Genomic DNA, 13,236 nt, shown 5'->3' with positions numbered 1-13,236 from the left:
TTTGACGAACCGGGCATGGAAACCCGGTGGTGTCTCAGGATCTGATAATATCGTTCTGTCTCAACAGATCTAATAATTGCTGTACCAAATTTGTTACTAATTGTTCACCATTGAGATGAATTTCTGCCGATTCAGGCGCTTCGTAAACGGAATCTATTCCCGTAAAGTAGCGCAGTTCACCGGCACGCGCTTTCTTATATAAGCCTTTTGGATCGCGGGCTTCGCAAATCGCCAGCGGCGTATCGACAAACACTTCGATAAAGCGCCCTTCTCCTACGCGTTCACGAACCATCTGGCGTTCGGCGCGGTGTGGCGAGATAAATGCGGTCAGCACCACCAGTCCGGCTTCAACCATCAAATTCGCCACTTCACCGACGCGACGGATATTCTCTTTACGATCGGCATCGCTAAAACCGAGATCGCTGCATAATCCGTGGCGAACATTATCGCCATCCAGCAGATACGTACTGACGCCGAGTTTATGTAACGCCTCCTCCAGCGCCCCGGCGACCGTTGATTTACCGGACCCGGAGAGGCCGGTAAACCACAGCACTACACCACGATGACCGTGGTGTAGCTCGCGTTGTTGCACAGTGACCGGATGGCTATGCCAGACGACGTTTTCGTCATGCAGCGCCATTATTTATCCCCCAGCAAATCGCGCGCGCCCCAGTGTGGAAAGTGGCGGCGAACCAGGGCATTCAATTCCAGTTCGAATGCACTAAATTCAGATGGCGCAGCAGTTGCCTGGCTAACTGGCTCATGCACCATACCGGCACCTACGGTCACATTGCTCAGGCGATCGATAAAAATCAGCCCACCGGTAACCGGGTTTTGCTGATAACGATCTAACACCAGTGGCTCGTCAAAAGTGAGATCCACCAGGCCGATGCCGTTCAGCGGCAGGTTTTCAACTTCGCGTTGGGTAAGGTTATTAATATCAACCTGATAACGAATGCCATCAACACGAGCACGCGTCTTCTTACCGGCAATTTTGATGTCATAACTCTGGCCCGGGGAAAGCGGCTGTTCCGCCATCCATACCACATCCACCGACGCGCTCTGCACAGCTGGTAACGCTTCGTCTGCCGCCAGCAGCAGATCGCCACGGCTGATGTCGATCTCATCCGTCAGCACCAGGGTGATCGCTTCTCCGGCAAAGGCTTCTTCGCGATCGCCATCAAAAGTCACGATCCGGGCGACGTTTGATTCCACACCAGAGGGCAGCACTTTGACTCGTTGCCCGACTTCTACGCGACCGGATGCCAGCGTTCCGGCGTAACCACGAAAATCGAGATTCGGGCGATTAACGTACTGCACCGGGAAGCGCATTGGCTGAGCATCCACCACTCGCTGGATCTCCACGGTTTCCAGCACTTCGAGCAGTGTTGGACCGCTGTACCACGCCATACTTTCACTTTGCGAAGCCACGTTGTCGCCTTCCAGTGCAGAGAGCGGCACAAAGCGGATATCCAGATTACCCGGCAGCTGCCCGGCAAAGGTCAGATAATCTTCACGAATACGGGTGAACGTCTTTTCACTGTAATCCACCAGATCCATTTTGTTGATCGCCACGACCAGATGTTTGATCCCCAACAGTGTGGAGATAAAACTGTGACGACGGGTTTGATCGAGCACGCCTTTACGGGCATCGATCAGTAAGATCGCCAGTTCACATGTCGATGCGCCAGTCGCCATATTGCGGGTGTACTGCTCGTGCCCTGGGGTGTCGGCGATAATAAATTTACGCTTCTCGGTAGAGAAATAGCGGTAAGCCACGTCAATGGTGATGCCCTGTTCGCGCTCAGCTTGCAGGCCGTCCACCAGCAGTGCCAGATCCAGCTTTTCGCCCTGGGTGCCGTGACGTTTACTGTCGTTATGCAGCGATGAGAGCTGATCTTCGTAGATTTGGCGGGTATCGTGCAGCAGGCGACCAATCAGGGTACTTTTGCCGTCATCGACGCTACCACAGGTCAGAAAACGCAGCAGGCTTTTATGTTGTTGCGCAATCATCCAGGCTTCGACGCCGCCTTCATTGGCGATTTGTTGTGCAAGTGCGGTGTTCATCTTAAAAATACCCCTGACGTTTTTTCAGCTCCATAGACCCCGCCTGGTCGCGGTCAATCACGCGGCCCTGACGTTCACTGGTGGTAGAAACCAGCATCTCTTCGATGATCTCCGGTAGTGTTTGTGCATTTGACTCCACCGCACCGGTCAGCGGCCAGCAGCCCAGCGTACGGAAACGCACCATCCGTTTTTTAATCACTTCGCCCGGTTGCAGGTCGATACGGTTGTCATCAATCATCATCAACATACCGTCGCGTTCCAGAACCGGACGTTCCGCAGCGAGATACAGCGGCACAATGTCGATATTTTCCAGCCAGATGTATTGCCAGATATCCTGCTCGGTCCAGTTAGAGAGCGGGAAGACGCGGATGCTTTCGCCTTTGTTAATTTGCCCGTTGTAGTTGTGCCACAGCTCTGGGCGCTGATTTTTCGGATCCCAGCGATGGAAGCGGTCACGGAAAGAGTAGATTCGCTCTTTAGCGCGGGATTTCTCTTCGTCACGGCGCGCACCACCGAAGGCGGCATCAAAACCGTATTTGTTCAGCGCCTGTTTCAGGCCTTCAGTTTTCATAATATCGGTATGTTTCGCGCTGCCGTGCACGAATGGATTAATCCCCATCGCCACGCCTTCCGGGTTTTTATGCACCAGCAGCTCGCAGCCGTAGGCTTTCGCCGTACGATCGCGGAACTCATACATCTCGCGGAATTTCCAGCCGGTATCGACATGCAGCAACGGGAAAGGCAGCGTACCTGGATAAAACGCCTTGCGCGCCAGATGCAGCATGACGCTGGAATCTTTACCGATAGAGTAGAGCATCACCGGATTTGAGAATTCTGCCGCCACCTCGCGAATAATGTGGATGCTTTCCGCCTCCAGTTGCCGCAGGTGAGTAAGTCGTATTTGATCCATAACCGTTCCTTTGCAATACCGCTATTTTCTTGCCATCAGATGTTTCGACTATAGGGAGCGTAAGAGAACGAATGAAATTACCAATTAGAATGAGTAGTTCCTTAACGGAATAACGATTTGGCAAAGCTAATATCAAAAAGTGCTTAAGGCACCGGATTTCGGGCGTTTAGGAAGATTTGAAATTGTTTTAGCGCAGCGGCAGTTTCATACTATGGCGGTAAAAAAATTTGCATGGTATTTAAGGACTCACTATGTTTTCCGCATTGCGCCACCGTACCGCTGCCCTGGCGCTCGGCGTATGCTTTATTCTCCCCGTACACGCCTCGTCACCTAAACCTGGCGATTTTGCTAATACTCAGGCACGACATATTGCTACTTTCTTTCCGGGACGCATGACCGGAACTCCTGCAGAAATGTTATCTGCCGATTATATTCGCCAACAGTTTCAGCAAATGGGTTATCGCAGTGATATTCGGACATTTAATAGTCGGTATATTTATACCGCCCGCGATAATCGTAAGAGCTGGCATAACGTGACGGGAAGTACGGTGATTGCCGCTCATGAAGGCAAAGCGCCGCAGCAGATCATCATTATGGCGCATCTGGATACTTACGCCCCGCTGAGCGATGCTGACGCCGATGCCAATCTCGGCGGGCTGACGTTACAAGGAATGGATGATAACGCCGCAGGTTTAGGTGTCATGCTGGAATTGGCAGAACGCCTGAAAAATACGCCTACCGAGTATGGTATTCGATTTGTAGCGACCAGCGGTGAAGAGGAAGGGAAATTAGGCGCTGAGAATTTACTCAAGCGGATGAGTGACACCGAAAAGAAAAATACGCTGCTGGTGATTAATCTCGATAACTTAATTGTTGGCGATAAATTGTATTTCAACAGTGGTGTAAAACCCCCTGAAGCAGTAAGGAAATTAACGCGCGACAGGGCACTGGCAATTGCGCGTAGTCATGGAATTGCCGCAACGACCAATCCGGGTTTGAATAAAAATTATCCGAAGGGTACTGGCTGTTGTAATGACGCCGAAGTTTTCGACAAAGCCGGTATTGCCGTACTTTCGGTAGAAGCAACAAATTGGAATCTTGGGAATAAGGATGGTTATCAGCAACGCGCAAAAACAGCTGCATTCCCTGCGGGAAATAGCTGGCATGACGTAAGACTGGATAATCAACAACATATTGATAAGGCACTTCCAGGAAGAATAGAACGTCGCTGCCGTGATGTTATGCGGATAATGCTACCGCTGGTGAAGGAGCTGGCGAAGGCGTCTTGATGGGTATGAAAATGGGAGTTGGGAGTTCTACCGCAGGGGCGGGGAACTCCAAGTGATATCCATCATCGCATCCAGTGCGTCCGGTTTATCCTCGCTGACGCGGGGAACTCTTGGTTGTTCGGCGTTTTGAAGAGAACAAAAACGGTTTATCCCCGCTGGCGCGGGGAACTCGACTCAATGGCAACCGTCACGGCCTGTCCTGGCGGTTTATCCCCGCTGGCGCGGGGAACTCCCCCGCTCCGCTCGAGTACCCGCTCTATATCCCGGTTTATCCCCGCTGGCGCGGGGAACTCGCGGTCGATTTTGCTGGCGTTGTTTCGGCTGGCGGTTTATCCCCGCTGGCGCGGGGAACTCTGCATAAAAACCAGCGTGAAGAACTTTGCAGTCGGTTTATCCCCGCTGGCGCGGGGAACTCAAACAGATTGTTCGTTTTCCCCATATTCATGACGGTTTATCCCCGCTGGCGCGGGGAACTCCTTTATTCCATCCCTTAATGCTTTGATGAAATCGGTTTATCCCCGCTGGCGCGGGGAACTCAATTGATTGCTGGGTGATATTAGAAAACGTCGCGGTTTATCCCCGCTGGCGCGGGGAACTCATGTAATGAATATTAAGCTTTTCACATTGTCCCGGTTTATCCCCGCTGGCGCGGGGAACTCTGTTGCAGCGGCGCACCGCTGACGGACTCGCCCGGTTTATCCCCGCTGGCGCGGGGAACTCAAGCGCGCCCCATTTAACGCCGCTGCCGACGGCGGTTTATCCCCGCTGGCGCGGGGAACTCCCTTTTGATATTCGTGAACCAGACTTTTAGTACGGTTTATCCCCGCTGGCGCGGGGAACTCACGTCAACCTCTTTGAGGCTGGCTGTGATGATCGGTTTATCCCCGCTGGCGCGGGGAACTCGTCCGGTAATTGATCAAACAATTCCAGCAGTTCGGTTTATCCCCGCTGGCGCGGGGAACTCTCTAAAAGTATACATTTGTTCTTAAAGCATTTTTTCCCATAAAAACAACCCACCAACCTTAATGTAACATTTCCTTATTATTAAAGATCAGCTAATTCTTTGTTTTCAAACAGGTAAAAAAGATACCAACCTTAAACCATCCAAATCTACCGGGGTACGCCTGTTTACCCCAAATGTCTGGAACTCAAATCCCGATTCCGTATTCGTTGCCCATGCCATCACTACATTGCCTTCTTCCGCCAGTCCAGCTATTTGTTCCCAGATCATTTCACGAATTTTTGCGGATACATCACCTACATATACCCCTGCACGTACCTCCAACAACCAGATGGCTAATCTGCCTCGTAAGCGCGGAGGTACATTTTCAGTGACCACGACCAACATACTCATCTCAGCTACTCCGATGTCCGGCATCTCCCAGAAAAACGGGAAGCGGAATGGCAACAGGCTGTGCATCTTCAGGTGGGGCCGGCGGTTGTATTTCTCCAGCAGCAAGCACGTCCTCTATAAGCGGAATCAATTTGGCTAATGTTTTACTACTGCGAAAAATATCCCTGCACGCCAAACGGACTTCCCGGTCCGGCTCACCAGGGTTACGACGCGCTATCTCAAAAGCTTTCGGTACAACAGTGTCAAATTTAATGATGTCTGCAATATCGTAAACAAAGGAAAGAGGCTTTCCTGTATGCACAAACCCAATAGCGGGTGCATAACCAGCTGCAAGTATCGCCGCTTCAGTTACGCCGTATAAACAGGAAGTTGCAGCGCTAATGCATTGGTTGACCGTATCGCCCTTTTCCCAGTCTTTCGGATCGTAGCGACGTCTATTCCATGTCACGCCGTATTGCTTCGCCAGAAGTGCGTAGGTTGCCCGCACGCGACTGCCTTCTATACCTCGGAGTTGTTCTACGGAGCGTCGGGCGGGCGCTGGTTCGCCAAACCGTAGTTCAAACATTTTGCGTACCACTTTCAGACGCAAATCTTCATCCAGAGCAAGTTTTGCCTGATAGAGCAGCTTATCTGAACGCGCACCACCAGGCTGACCAGAAGCATAAACACGAACACCCGCTTCCCCCACCCATACCAATAATGTTCCAACTTGCGCAGCCAAGCGTACAGCTGCATGCGAAACCCGTGTACCAGGCTCCAGCATGATGCAGGCAACCGAGCCAACAGGAATATGAGTGCGGATCCCTGTCTTGTCGATAAGTACAAACGCGCCATCGATTACATCGATCTGCCCATATTGCAGAAAGATCATGGAGACGCGATCTTTGAGTGGAATGGGGTTAAGAGGAAGCCAGGTCATTTTATTACACCTTAATCACAGTGGAGCCAGGGATAGCAAGCCACATCCCATCGATTTGGCTGGCCCAATACCTTGCTGTACAAGATCTATTAACGCTGGCGCGTCGTTGATGGTGATCACCCCTTCAAAGCAAACCGTTTGGATCTTTCCACTTTTACCATCACCAGAAAAATACTGTGGTCGTTCCGATATGGGATGCACATCTTCAACGCGCGCGGCATTGCCCAATTTACGCTGCAACCACGCGATTTGTTCTGCTTCTTTTATTAACGGAACCCGACAGCGTTTTATATTCCCTTTACTGTCCAGGCGTTTTTGATTGTCGAGAATAGTTTTTATCGGATTTGCCCGAAGCCGAAAATAGAGTGGAACACCAACCTGAAGTTGGGTGATGCTGCCAACTTACTGATTTAGTGTATGATGGTGTTTTTGAGGTGCTCCAGTGGCTTCTGTTTCTATCAGCTGTCCCTCCTGTTCAGCTACTGACGGGGTGGTGCGTAACGGCAAAAGCACCGCCGGACATCAGCGCTATCTCTGCTCTCACTGCCGTAAAACATGGCAACTGCAGTTCACTTACACCGCTTCTCAACCCGGTACGCACCAGAAAATCATTGATATGGCCATGAATGGCGTTGGATGCCGGGCAACAGCCCGCATTATGGGCGTTGGCCTCAACACGATTTTACGTCACTTAAAAAACTCAGGCCGCAGTCGGTAACCTCGCGCATACAGCCGGGCAGTGACGTCATCGTCTGCGCGGAAATGGACGAACAGTGGGGCTATGTCGGGGCTAAATCGCGCCAGCGCTGGCTGTTTTACGCGTATGACAGGCTCCGGAAGACGGTTGTTGCGCACGTATTCGGTGAACGCACTATGGCGACGCTGGGGCGTCTTATGAGCCTGCTGTCACCCTTTGACGTGGTGATATGGATGACGGATGGCTGGCCGCTGTATGAATCCCGCCTGAAGGGAAAGCTGCACGTAATCAGCAAGCGATATACGCAGCGAATTGAGCGGCATAACCTGAATCTGAGGCAGCACCTGGCACGGCTGGGACGGAAGTCGCTGTCGTTCTCAAAATCGGTGGAGCTGCATGACAAAGTCATCGGGCATTATCTGAACATAAAACACTATCAATAAGTTGGAGTCATTACCGAGCCTGTTTATCTTGCGCAGCATAAGATGCCAGAGAAGCTGGCATTTCCCAACGCGACTTATCTTGATCCTGGGAATGTAATATAAAACCATGATGTCCTGTAACGGCCTCTACCCATGGAAACCAGGACTCATAAGGATGAGGAGCGGCATCAAAAAAACTGAAAAAATCCCCGAGAGATTGCTCTGAAAGTGAATCCTGGTTAAACCAATACAGACCGGCTGCACCATGATTAAATTTACGGCACATTTGTGTTGATGGACCATTAAGTGATGGCGTTGCAGGATTTAATTTCAGCCAACTTTCTGCTGATTTATATTGGAATCGTATATCAAACTTTCCAATATCATGAAGAGCAATGAAAAATAACAGCCAGGCCTTCACCCTCTGTTTTGATAGCATTTCATTTCGGCAAAAAGTATTTTGCAGTACGACTGATTGATCCCACCAGCAATCTGCAACAGCAGCAACATCAAGGCAATGATAAATTAACAGATGAATATCATTTCCTTTCGTCAAGCTTTTTGAGGATTTTCCCCAGTAATGGCATATATATTTAAAAGGTTCCATTAATAGCCTCCCTGTTTTTTTAGTATTATCGATGATATCAGCGGGCTATTTTTCGATGCTGCTCATAAATATCGAATTACAGTGATATACACATGTCTTGCCTCCCTGCAAAGAAGAGACTAACATTCGAATTGTTTGGGTTCGAACGTAAGCCTCAGGTTGATAGAAAAATCGCCTGGGGCTTTTGTCCATCTGGAACCTCACGAATGCTTAACGCCAGACAGCCTCAAGCACCCGACGCCATTCTATACCTGATAATTCTTCCCGCGGCGTTCACGTTTAAAATCAGGAATGCTGCTCGCAAAATAAAAACGCCCCCATCATTTCTGACAGAGGCGTTTAATTTGTCCGGCAATATTTACCCTTCGTGTAACCCACATTCCCTTTTTAAGCCAAAGAAACGCGTTTCTTCTTCCGCCATGCCGGGTTCCCATTTACGGGTTGTATGGGTATCGCCCACCGATAAATATCCTTCGTCCCATAATGGGTGATATTTCAGGCCATGTTTTTGCAGGTACTGATAAATAGTTCGGTTATCCCAGTCGATAATCGGCAGCACTTTAAATACGCCACGCTGAATTGCCAGCACCGGTAAATTGGCGCGACTGCCGGATTGTTCACGGCGCAGGCCAGCAAACCACGTTTGCGCATTCAGTTCTTTCAGCGCCCGGTTCATCGGTTCGACTTTGTTGATGTCATTGTATTTTTCAATGCCTTCAACGCCCTGTTCCCACAGTTTGCCGTAGCGTGCTTCCTGCCAGGCCGCGCTTTCGGTAGCGCGGTACACTTTCAGGTTGAGCTTGAGTTTGTCCGTTAACTCGTCAATAAAGCGGTAGGTTTCCGGGAACAAGTAACCGGTATCGGTGAGGATCACTGGAATATCCGGGCGAATCTGATTCACCAGATGCAGGCTCACCGCCGCCTGAATGCCGAAGCTGGAAGAAAGCACATATTCACCGGGCAGATTATCCAGCGCCCAGGCTACGCGGCCTTCAGCGTCCAGTTTTTCCAGTTGGGCGTTAGTTTCCGCCAGCGCCAGAATGCGATCTACCTTCGGCAGTTCGTTCAGGGCGTTTAGATCGAGTTTGGACATAGATTCCTCACTGTTTGCCTTGCCTGATGCGACGCTCACGCGTCTTATCAGGCCTACAAGACCGGGCTGATGGTTAATCCCACAAATCGCGCGCCGGATCGAGCACCGGGCGAATGATGCCCGCACGCACCGTAAAGTCGCCGAAGCCTTCACCCGCTTCGCGCTCTTTCGCCCAGCGCCCTATCAGTTCATCAAGCGACGCCAGGATTTCCGGCTCGGTGATGTTTTCTTTATACATCCGTGGGATACGTGTCCCAATGCGGTTGCCGCCAAGATGCAGGTTGTAGCGACCCGGCGCTTTACCCACCAGGCCCACTTCCGCCAGCATCGCGCGACCACAACCGTTCGGGCAGCCTGTTACACGCATCACGATATGCTCATCGCTGACACCATGTTTCGCCATTAAATTATCGATGTTGTCGATAAAAGACGGCAGGAAACGCTCCGCTTCCGCCATCGCCAGCGGGCAAGTCGGGAATGACACGCAGGCCATTGAGTTTTCACGCTGCGGCGTGACGGCATTCATTAACCCGCTCTCTTTAGCGATCTTCTCGATCTTCGCTTTCTCGCTTTCCGGCACACCGGCGATGATCAGATTCTGGTTCGCCGTAATGCGGAAATCACCTTTGTGGATCTTCGCGATCTCCAGCAGGCCGGTTTTCAGCGGACGCCCCGGATAATCAAGGATGCGACCATTTTCGATAAACAGCGTCAGGTGCCAGTTATCATCAATGCCCTTAACCCAGCCAATACGATCTCCGCGTCCGGTGAACTCATACGGACGGATCGGTTCAAATTTGATCCCCGCGCGACGCTCCACTTCCGCTTTAAACGTCTCAACCCCCACGCGCTCCAGCGTGTATTTGGTTTTGGCATTTTTACGATCGGTTCGGTTACCCCAGTCACGCTGAGTTGTCACGACGGCTTCCGCCACCGCTAGCGTATGCTCTAGCGGCAGATAGCCAAACTCACTCGCGGTGCGGGCGTAGGTTTTCTTGTTGCCGTGTTCGATGGAAAGCCCACCGCCCACCAACAGGTTAAAGCCCACCAGCTTGCCGTTTTCGGCGATCGCCACGAAGTTCATGTCGTTGGCGTGCAGATCGATATCGTTCTGTGGCGGGATCACTACCGTGGTTTTGAATTTACGCGGCAGGTAGGTCTGGCCGAGGATCGGTTCTTCATCAGTGGTGGCGACTTTTTCCTGATCGAGCCAGATCTCCGCATACGCGCGGGTACGCGGCAGCAGATGTTCAGAGATTTTCTTCGCCCATTCATACGCTTCCGCGTGTAGCTGCGACTCGTAAGGGTTCGAGGTGCAGAGTACGTTACGGTTCATGTCGTTAGCGGTCGCCAGCGCATCAAGACCAACCGAGTGCAGCATCTGGTGCACCGGTTTGACGTTCTTTTTCAGAATGCCGTGGAACTGAAACGTCTGGCGGTTGGTCAGGCGAATGCTGCCATAGATGGTGTTTTCACCGGCAAATTTGTCGATCGCCTGCCACTGTTTAGTGGTAATCACCCCACCCGGCAGACGACAGCGAAGCAGCATCGCGTGGCGCGGCTCCAGCTTCTGTTCAGCACGTTCGGCGCGGATGTCGCGGTCATCCTGCTGATACATGCCGTGGAAGCGGATCAGCAGGAAGTTATCGCCCTTAAAGCCGCCGGTCAGGCCGTCGTTTAAATCTTCCGCAATGGTGCCGCGCAGGTAGTTGCTTTCAAGCTTCATGCGCTCGGCGTCTGTCAGTTTTCCTTCGACCACTAAAGGCCCTGGATGTTTTTCGCTCATTAGTAGACATCTCGCTGATAACGGCGCTCTACGCGCAGTTCACTTAAAAATTCATCCGCCGCTTCGGTGTCCATGCCACCAAATTCGGCAATCACTTCCAGAAGTGCCTGCTCAACGTCTTTCGCCATGCGATTAGCGTCGCCGCAGACATAAATGTGGGCACCATCATTGATCCAGCGCCACAGCTCCGCGCCCTGTTCGCGCAGTTTGTCTTGTACGTAAACTTTTTCTTTTTGATCGCGCGACCAGGCAAGATCGATACGTGTCAGCACGCCATCTTTGACGTAGCGCTGCCACTCCACCTGGTACAGGAAGTCTTCCGTAAAGTGCGGATTACCAAAGAACAGCCAGTTTTTACCTGGCGCTTCGTCGGCAGCGCGTTGCTGCATAAAGGCGCGGAACGGCGCAATACCGGTGCCTGGGCCAATCATAATCACCGGGGTTTCCGGGTTAGCGGGCAGGCGAAAGTTATCGTTATGTTCGATAAATACGCGGACTTCGCCCTCTTCTTCCACGCGATCCGCGAGGAAGCTGGAGGCACCACCGGCACGGGCTCGGCCTTCCACGTCGTAACGCACCACACCAACGGTGACGTGTACTTCGTTCTCGACTTCCGCCTGCGAGGAGGCGATGGAATACAGGCGCGGGGTCAGCGGACGCAGCAGATTAATCAGCGCTTCGGCATCCAGTTGCGCCGGAGAGAAACGCACCATGTCGACAATCGGCGTGGTCGCGGCGTAATGCTGTAACTTCGCTTTATCGCCCACCAGTGGAAGCAGCGTTTCGCTGCGCGTTAAGGTAGCGTAGTTCTCCACGATATTGGCGGTGTTAACCGTCAGTTCGAAGTGCCACTGTAGCGCTTCGTTCAGAGGCAACGTTTTGCCCTCGACGGTGACAGGTTCATCGCCTTTCAGCCACAGCAGTTCGACAAGTTCTTTCACCAGTGCCGGATCGTTCTGATACCAGACGCCCAGCGCGTCACCCGGCTGGTAACGCAGGCCCGAGTCACCTAAGTCAATTTCGATATGGCGAACGTCTTTTTCAGAGTTACGCCCGGTAATTTTCTGGTTAACAGAGAGGCTAGCCACCAGCGGCGCGTCTTTGCTGTACGGGCTGGTGTGGATTTCATTTACCGCGCTAGTAGCGACGGATTGCGAAGGTGCCGCGACAGGCGCACGCGATTTAAGCGCATCAACCACGCGGGCGCGCCACTCGCTGGCAGCAGCCTGGTATTCAACATCGGCATCGACACGGTCGAGCAGGCGTTCACCACCCAGTTCCGCCAGCTTGCTGTCGAAATCTTTCCCGGACTGGCAGAAAAATTCATAAGAGCTATCGCCGAGGCTAAACACGGCAAACGCGGTGTTTTCCAGCTTTGGCGCTTTTTTGGAGAACAGGAACTTATGCAGCGCGACGGCTTCTTCCGGCGGTTCCCCTTCCCCTTGCGTTGACGTCACTACGATGAGCAGTTTTTCGCTGGCGATTTGTTTGAATTTATAGTCGCCCGCGTTCACCAGCTTAACGTTCAGTTTTGCTGCTAATAAATCATCGCGTAATGCTTCAGCAACCCGGCGCGCATTGCCGGTTTGCGAGGCGGAGATAATAGTTATACCCGGCATTTCTGCGGCTGGCGCTGGCGTCGCTGCAAGCGCAGCAGGCTGCTGATTGAGTACGCCCCAGAAATAGCCAGAAACCCAGGCAAGCTGGGTAGGCGTTAAATCGGTCGTGGCCGCCTGAAGGCGTGCCAGTTGCTCCGGGTTCAACGGAAGCAACGCGGAAGGTGGGACCTGTGTCGTCATGCGTCGTTATGTTCCAGTAAGCAAAGCTGTTTCTGCGCCCTGTCAGCGCCCATAAAACAGAAGAGAAGATAAGGTTAACGGGGTGAACGGTGTGGATTAAAGACGGGATAGCGATAACTAATAACCAAATCGACTAACCTGTTTTAGCAATAGTCTTTAACAACAAAATAGATTAACCAACCCAATGAAAAACAAATGAATTTAGCCAATCATTAAGATAAATCAGCGATTTTGCGCAACAAAGTCGTTTTAGATAATGCGAAAAAACAGCCTTTCCGGTACTCTACGGCGGT

At 51.9% G+C, this 13,236-nt stretch carries 10 protein-coding genes, 2 pseudogenes and 1 CRISPR repeat array; of the genes and pseudogenes, 2 read left to right on the top strand and 10 right to left on the bottom strand.

What is annotated here, in order from left to right; translation table 11 throughout:
• Positions 1-34: 34 nt before the first annotated feature.
• Genes cysC through cysD form a run of 3 tightly spaced genes read right to left on the bottom strand, consistent with a single transcriptional unit; the run spans position 35 to position 2,977 of the window.
• Positions 35-640 carry an adenylyl-sulfate kinase gene (gene cysC / locus ACU8XX_RS05510; protein WP_001173676.1) on the bottom strand — a complete coding sequence of 202 codons (606 nt, stop codon included), beginning with the start codon at positions 638-640 and terminating at the stop codon, positions 35-37.
• Positions 640-2,067 carry a sulfate adenylyltransferase subunit CysN gene (cysN, locus tag ACU8XX_RS05505; protein WP_001090386.1) on the bottom strand — a complete coding sequence of 476 codons (1,428 nt, stop codon included), beginning with the start codon at positions 2,065-2,067 and terminating at the stop codon, positions 640-642. Before cysN ends, cysC begins: the two co-directional genes overlap by 1 nt.
• A 1-nt stretch (position 2,068) precedes the next feature.
• Positions 2,069-2,977 (bottom strand): sulfate adenylyltransferase subunit CysD, encoded by a 909-nt coding sequence (gene cysD / locus ACU8XX_RS05500; protein ID WP_000372108.1) that lies wholly within the window; start codon positions 2,975-2,977, stop codon positions 2,069-2,071.
• A gap of 251 nt (positions 2,978-3,228) precedes the next feature.
• Between cysD and iap the strand changes: the two genes are divergently transcribed.
• Positions 3,229-4,266, top strand: coding sequence for an alkaline phosphatase isozyme conversion aminopeptidase (gene iap, locus ACU8XX_RS05495; protein ID WP_112033989.1), 1,038 nt, complete (start codon positions 3,229-3,231; stop codon positions 4,264-4,266).
• Positions 4,267-4,347: 81 nt separating this feature from the next.
• A CRISPR array of direct repeats spans positions 4,348-5,230; the repeat unit is 29 nt; unit sequence CGGTTTATCCCCGCTGGCGCGGGGAACTC.
• Between the two features lie 105 nt (positions 5,231-5,335).
• Here the strand turns inward: iap and cas2e are convergent.
• The 3 genes and pseudogenes from cas2e to cas6e all read right to left on the bottom strand — a co-directional run.
• Positions 5,336-5,620: a type I-E CRISPR-associated endoribonuclease Cas2e gene (cas2e, locus tag ACU8XX_RS05490; RefSeq protein ID WP_001416755.1), complete on the bottom strand. Its 285-nt coding sequence runs from the start codon at positions 5,618-5,620 to the stop codon at positions 5,336-5,338.
• 1 nt (position 5,621) lies between these two features.
• Positions 5,622-6,539 carry a type I-E CRISPR-associated endonuclease Cas1e gene (gene cas1e, locus ACU8XX_RS05485; RefSeq protein ID WP_240765384.1) on the bottom strand — a complete coding sequence of 306 codons (918 nt, stop codon included), beginning with the start codon at positions 6,537-6,539 and terminating at the stop codon, positions 5,622-5,624.
• Between the two features lie 15 nt (positions 6,540-6,554).
• A pseudogene (gene cas6e, locus ACU8XX_RS05480) lies at positions 6,555-6,926 on the bottom strand (type I-E CRISPR-associated protein Cas6/Cse3/CasE); the annotation flags it as partial.
• A gap of 55 nt (positions 6,927-6,981) precedes the next feature.
• Here cas6e and ACU8XX_RS05475 point away from each other — a divergent pair.
• Positions 6,982-7,679, top strand: a protein-coding gene (locus ACU8XX_RS05475; protein WP_103215986.1) for an IS1-like element IS1A family transposase whose coding sequence is annotated in 2 segments (ribosomal slippage) — positions 6,982-7,231 and positions 7,231-7,679 — 699 coding nt in all. Because the reading frame shifts where the segments join, the coding sequence is not laid out codon by codon here.
• 13 nt (positions 7,680-7,692) lie between these two features.
• Here the strand turns inward: ACU8XX_RS05475 and ACU8XX_RS05470 are convergent.
• The 4 genes and pseudogenes from ACU8XX_RS05470 to cysJ all read right to left on the bottom strand — a co-directional run.
• Positions 7,693-8,265: pseudogene (locus ACU8XX_RS05470) on the bottom strand (CRISPR-associated endonuclease Cas3''); the annotation flags it as partial.
• A 358-nt stretch (positions 8,266-8,623) separates the two neighbouring features.
• The gene (cysH, locus tag ACU8XX_RS05465; protein ID WP_000039862.1) at positions 8,624-9,358 is read right to left on the bottom strand and encodes a phosphoadenosine phosphosulfate reductase; all 735 of its coding nucleotides are present in this window, start codon (positions 9,356-9,358) and stop codon (positions 8,624-8,626) included.
• 73 nt (positions 9,359-9,431) lie between these two features.
• Positions 9,432-11,144, bottom strand: a complete 1,713-nt coding sequence (cysI, locus tag ACU8XX_RS05460; RefSeq protein ID WP_001290706.1) for an assimilatory sulfite reductase (NADPH) hemoprotein subunit — start codon at positions 11,142-11,144, stop codon at positions 9,432-9,434.
• Entirely contained in the window at positions 11,144-12,943 is a 1,800-nt protein-coding gene (cysJ, locus tag ACU8XX_RS05455; protein WP_016242347.1) for an NADPH-dependent assimilatory sulfite reductase flavoprotein subunit, read from the bottom strand. Before cysJ ends, cysI begins: the two co-directional genes overlap by 1 nt.
• Between the last annotated feature and the right edge of the window lie 293 nt (positions 12,944-13,236).

It is taken from the genome of Escherichia sp. MAL-1 (assembly GCF_052948035.1).
The sequence above is the reverse complement of the archived record's forward strand: the minus strand, read 5'-3'. Positions and strand labels throughout refer to the sequence as shown.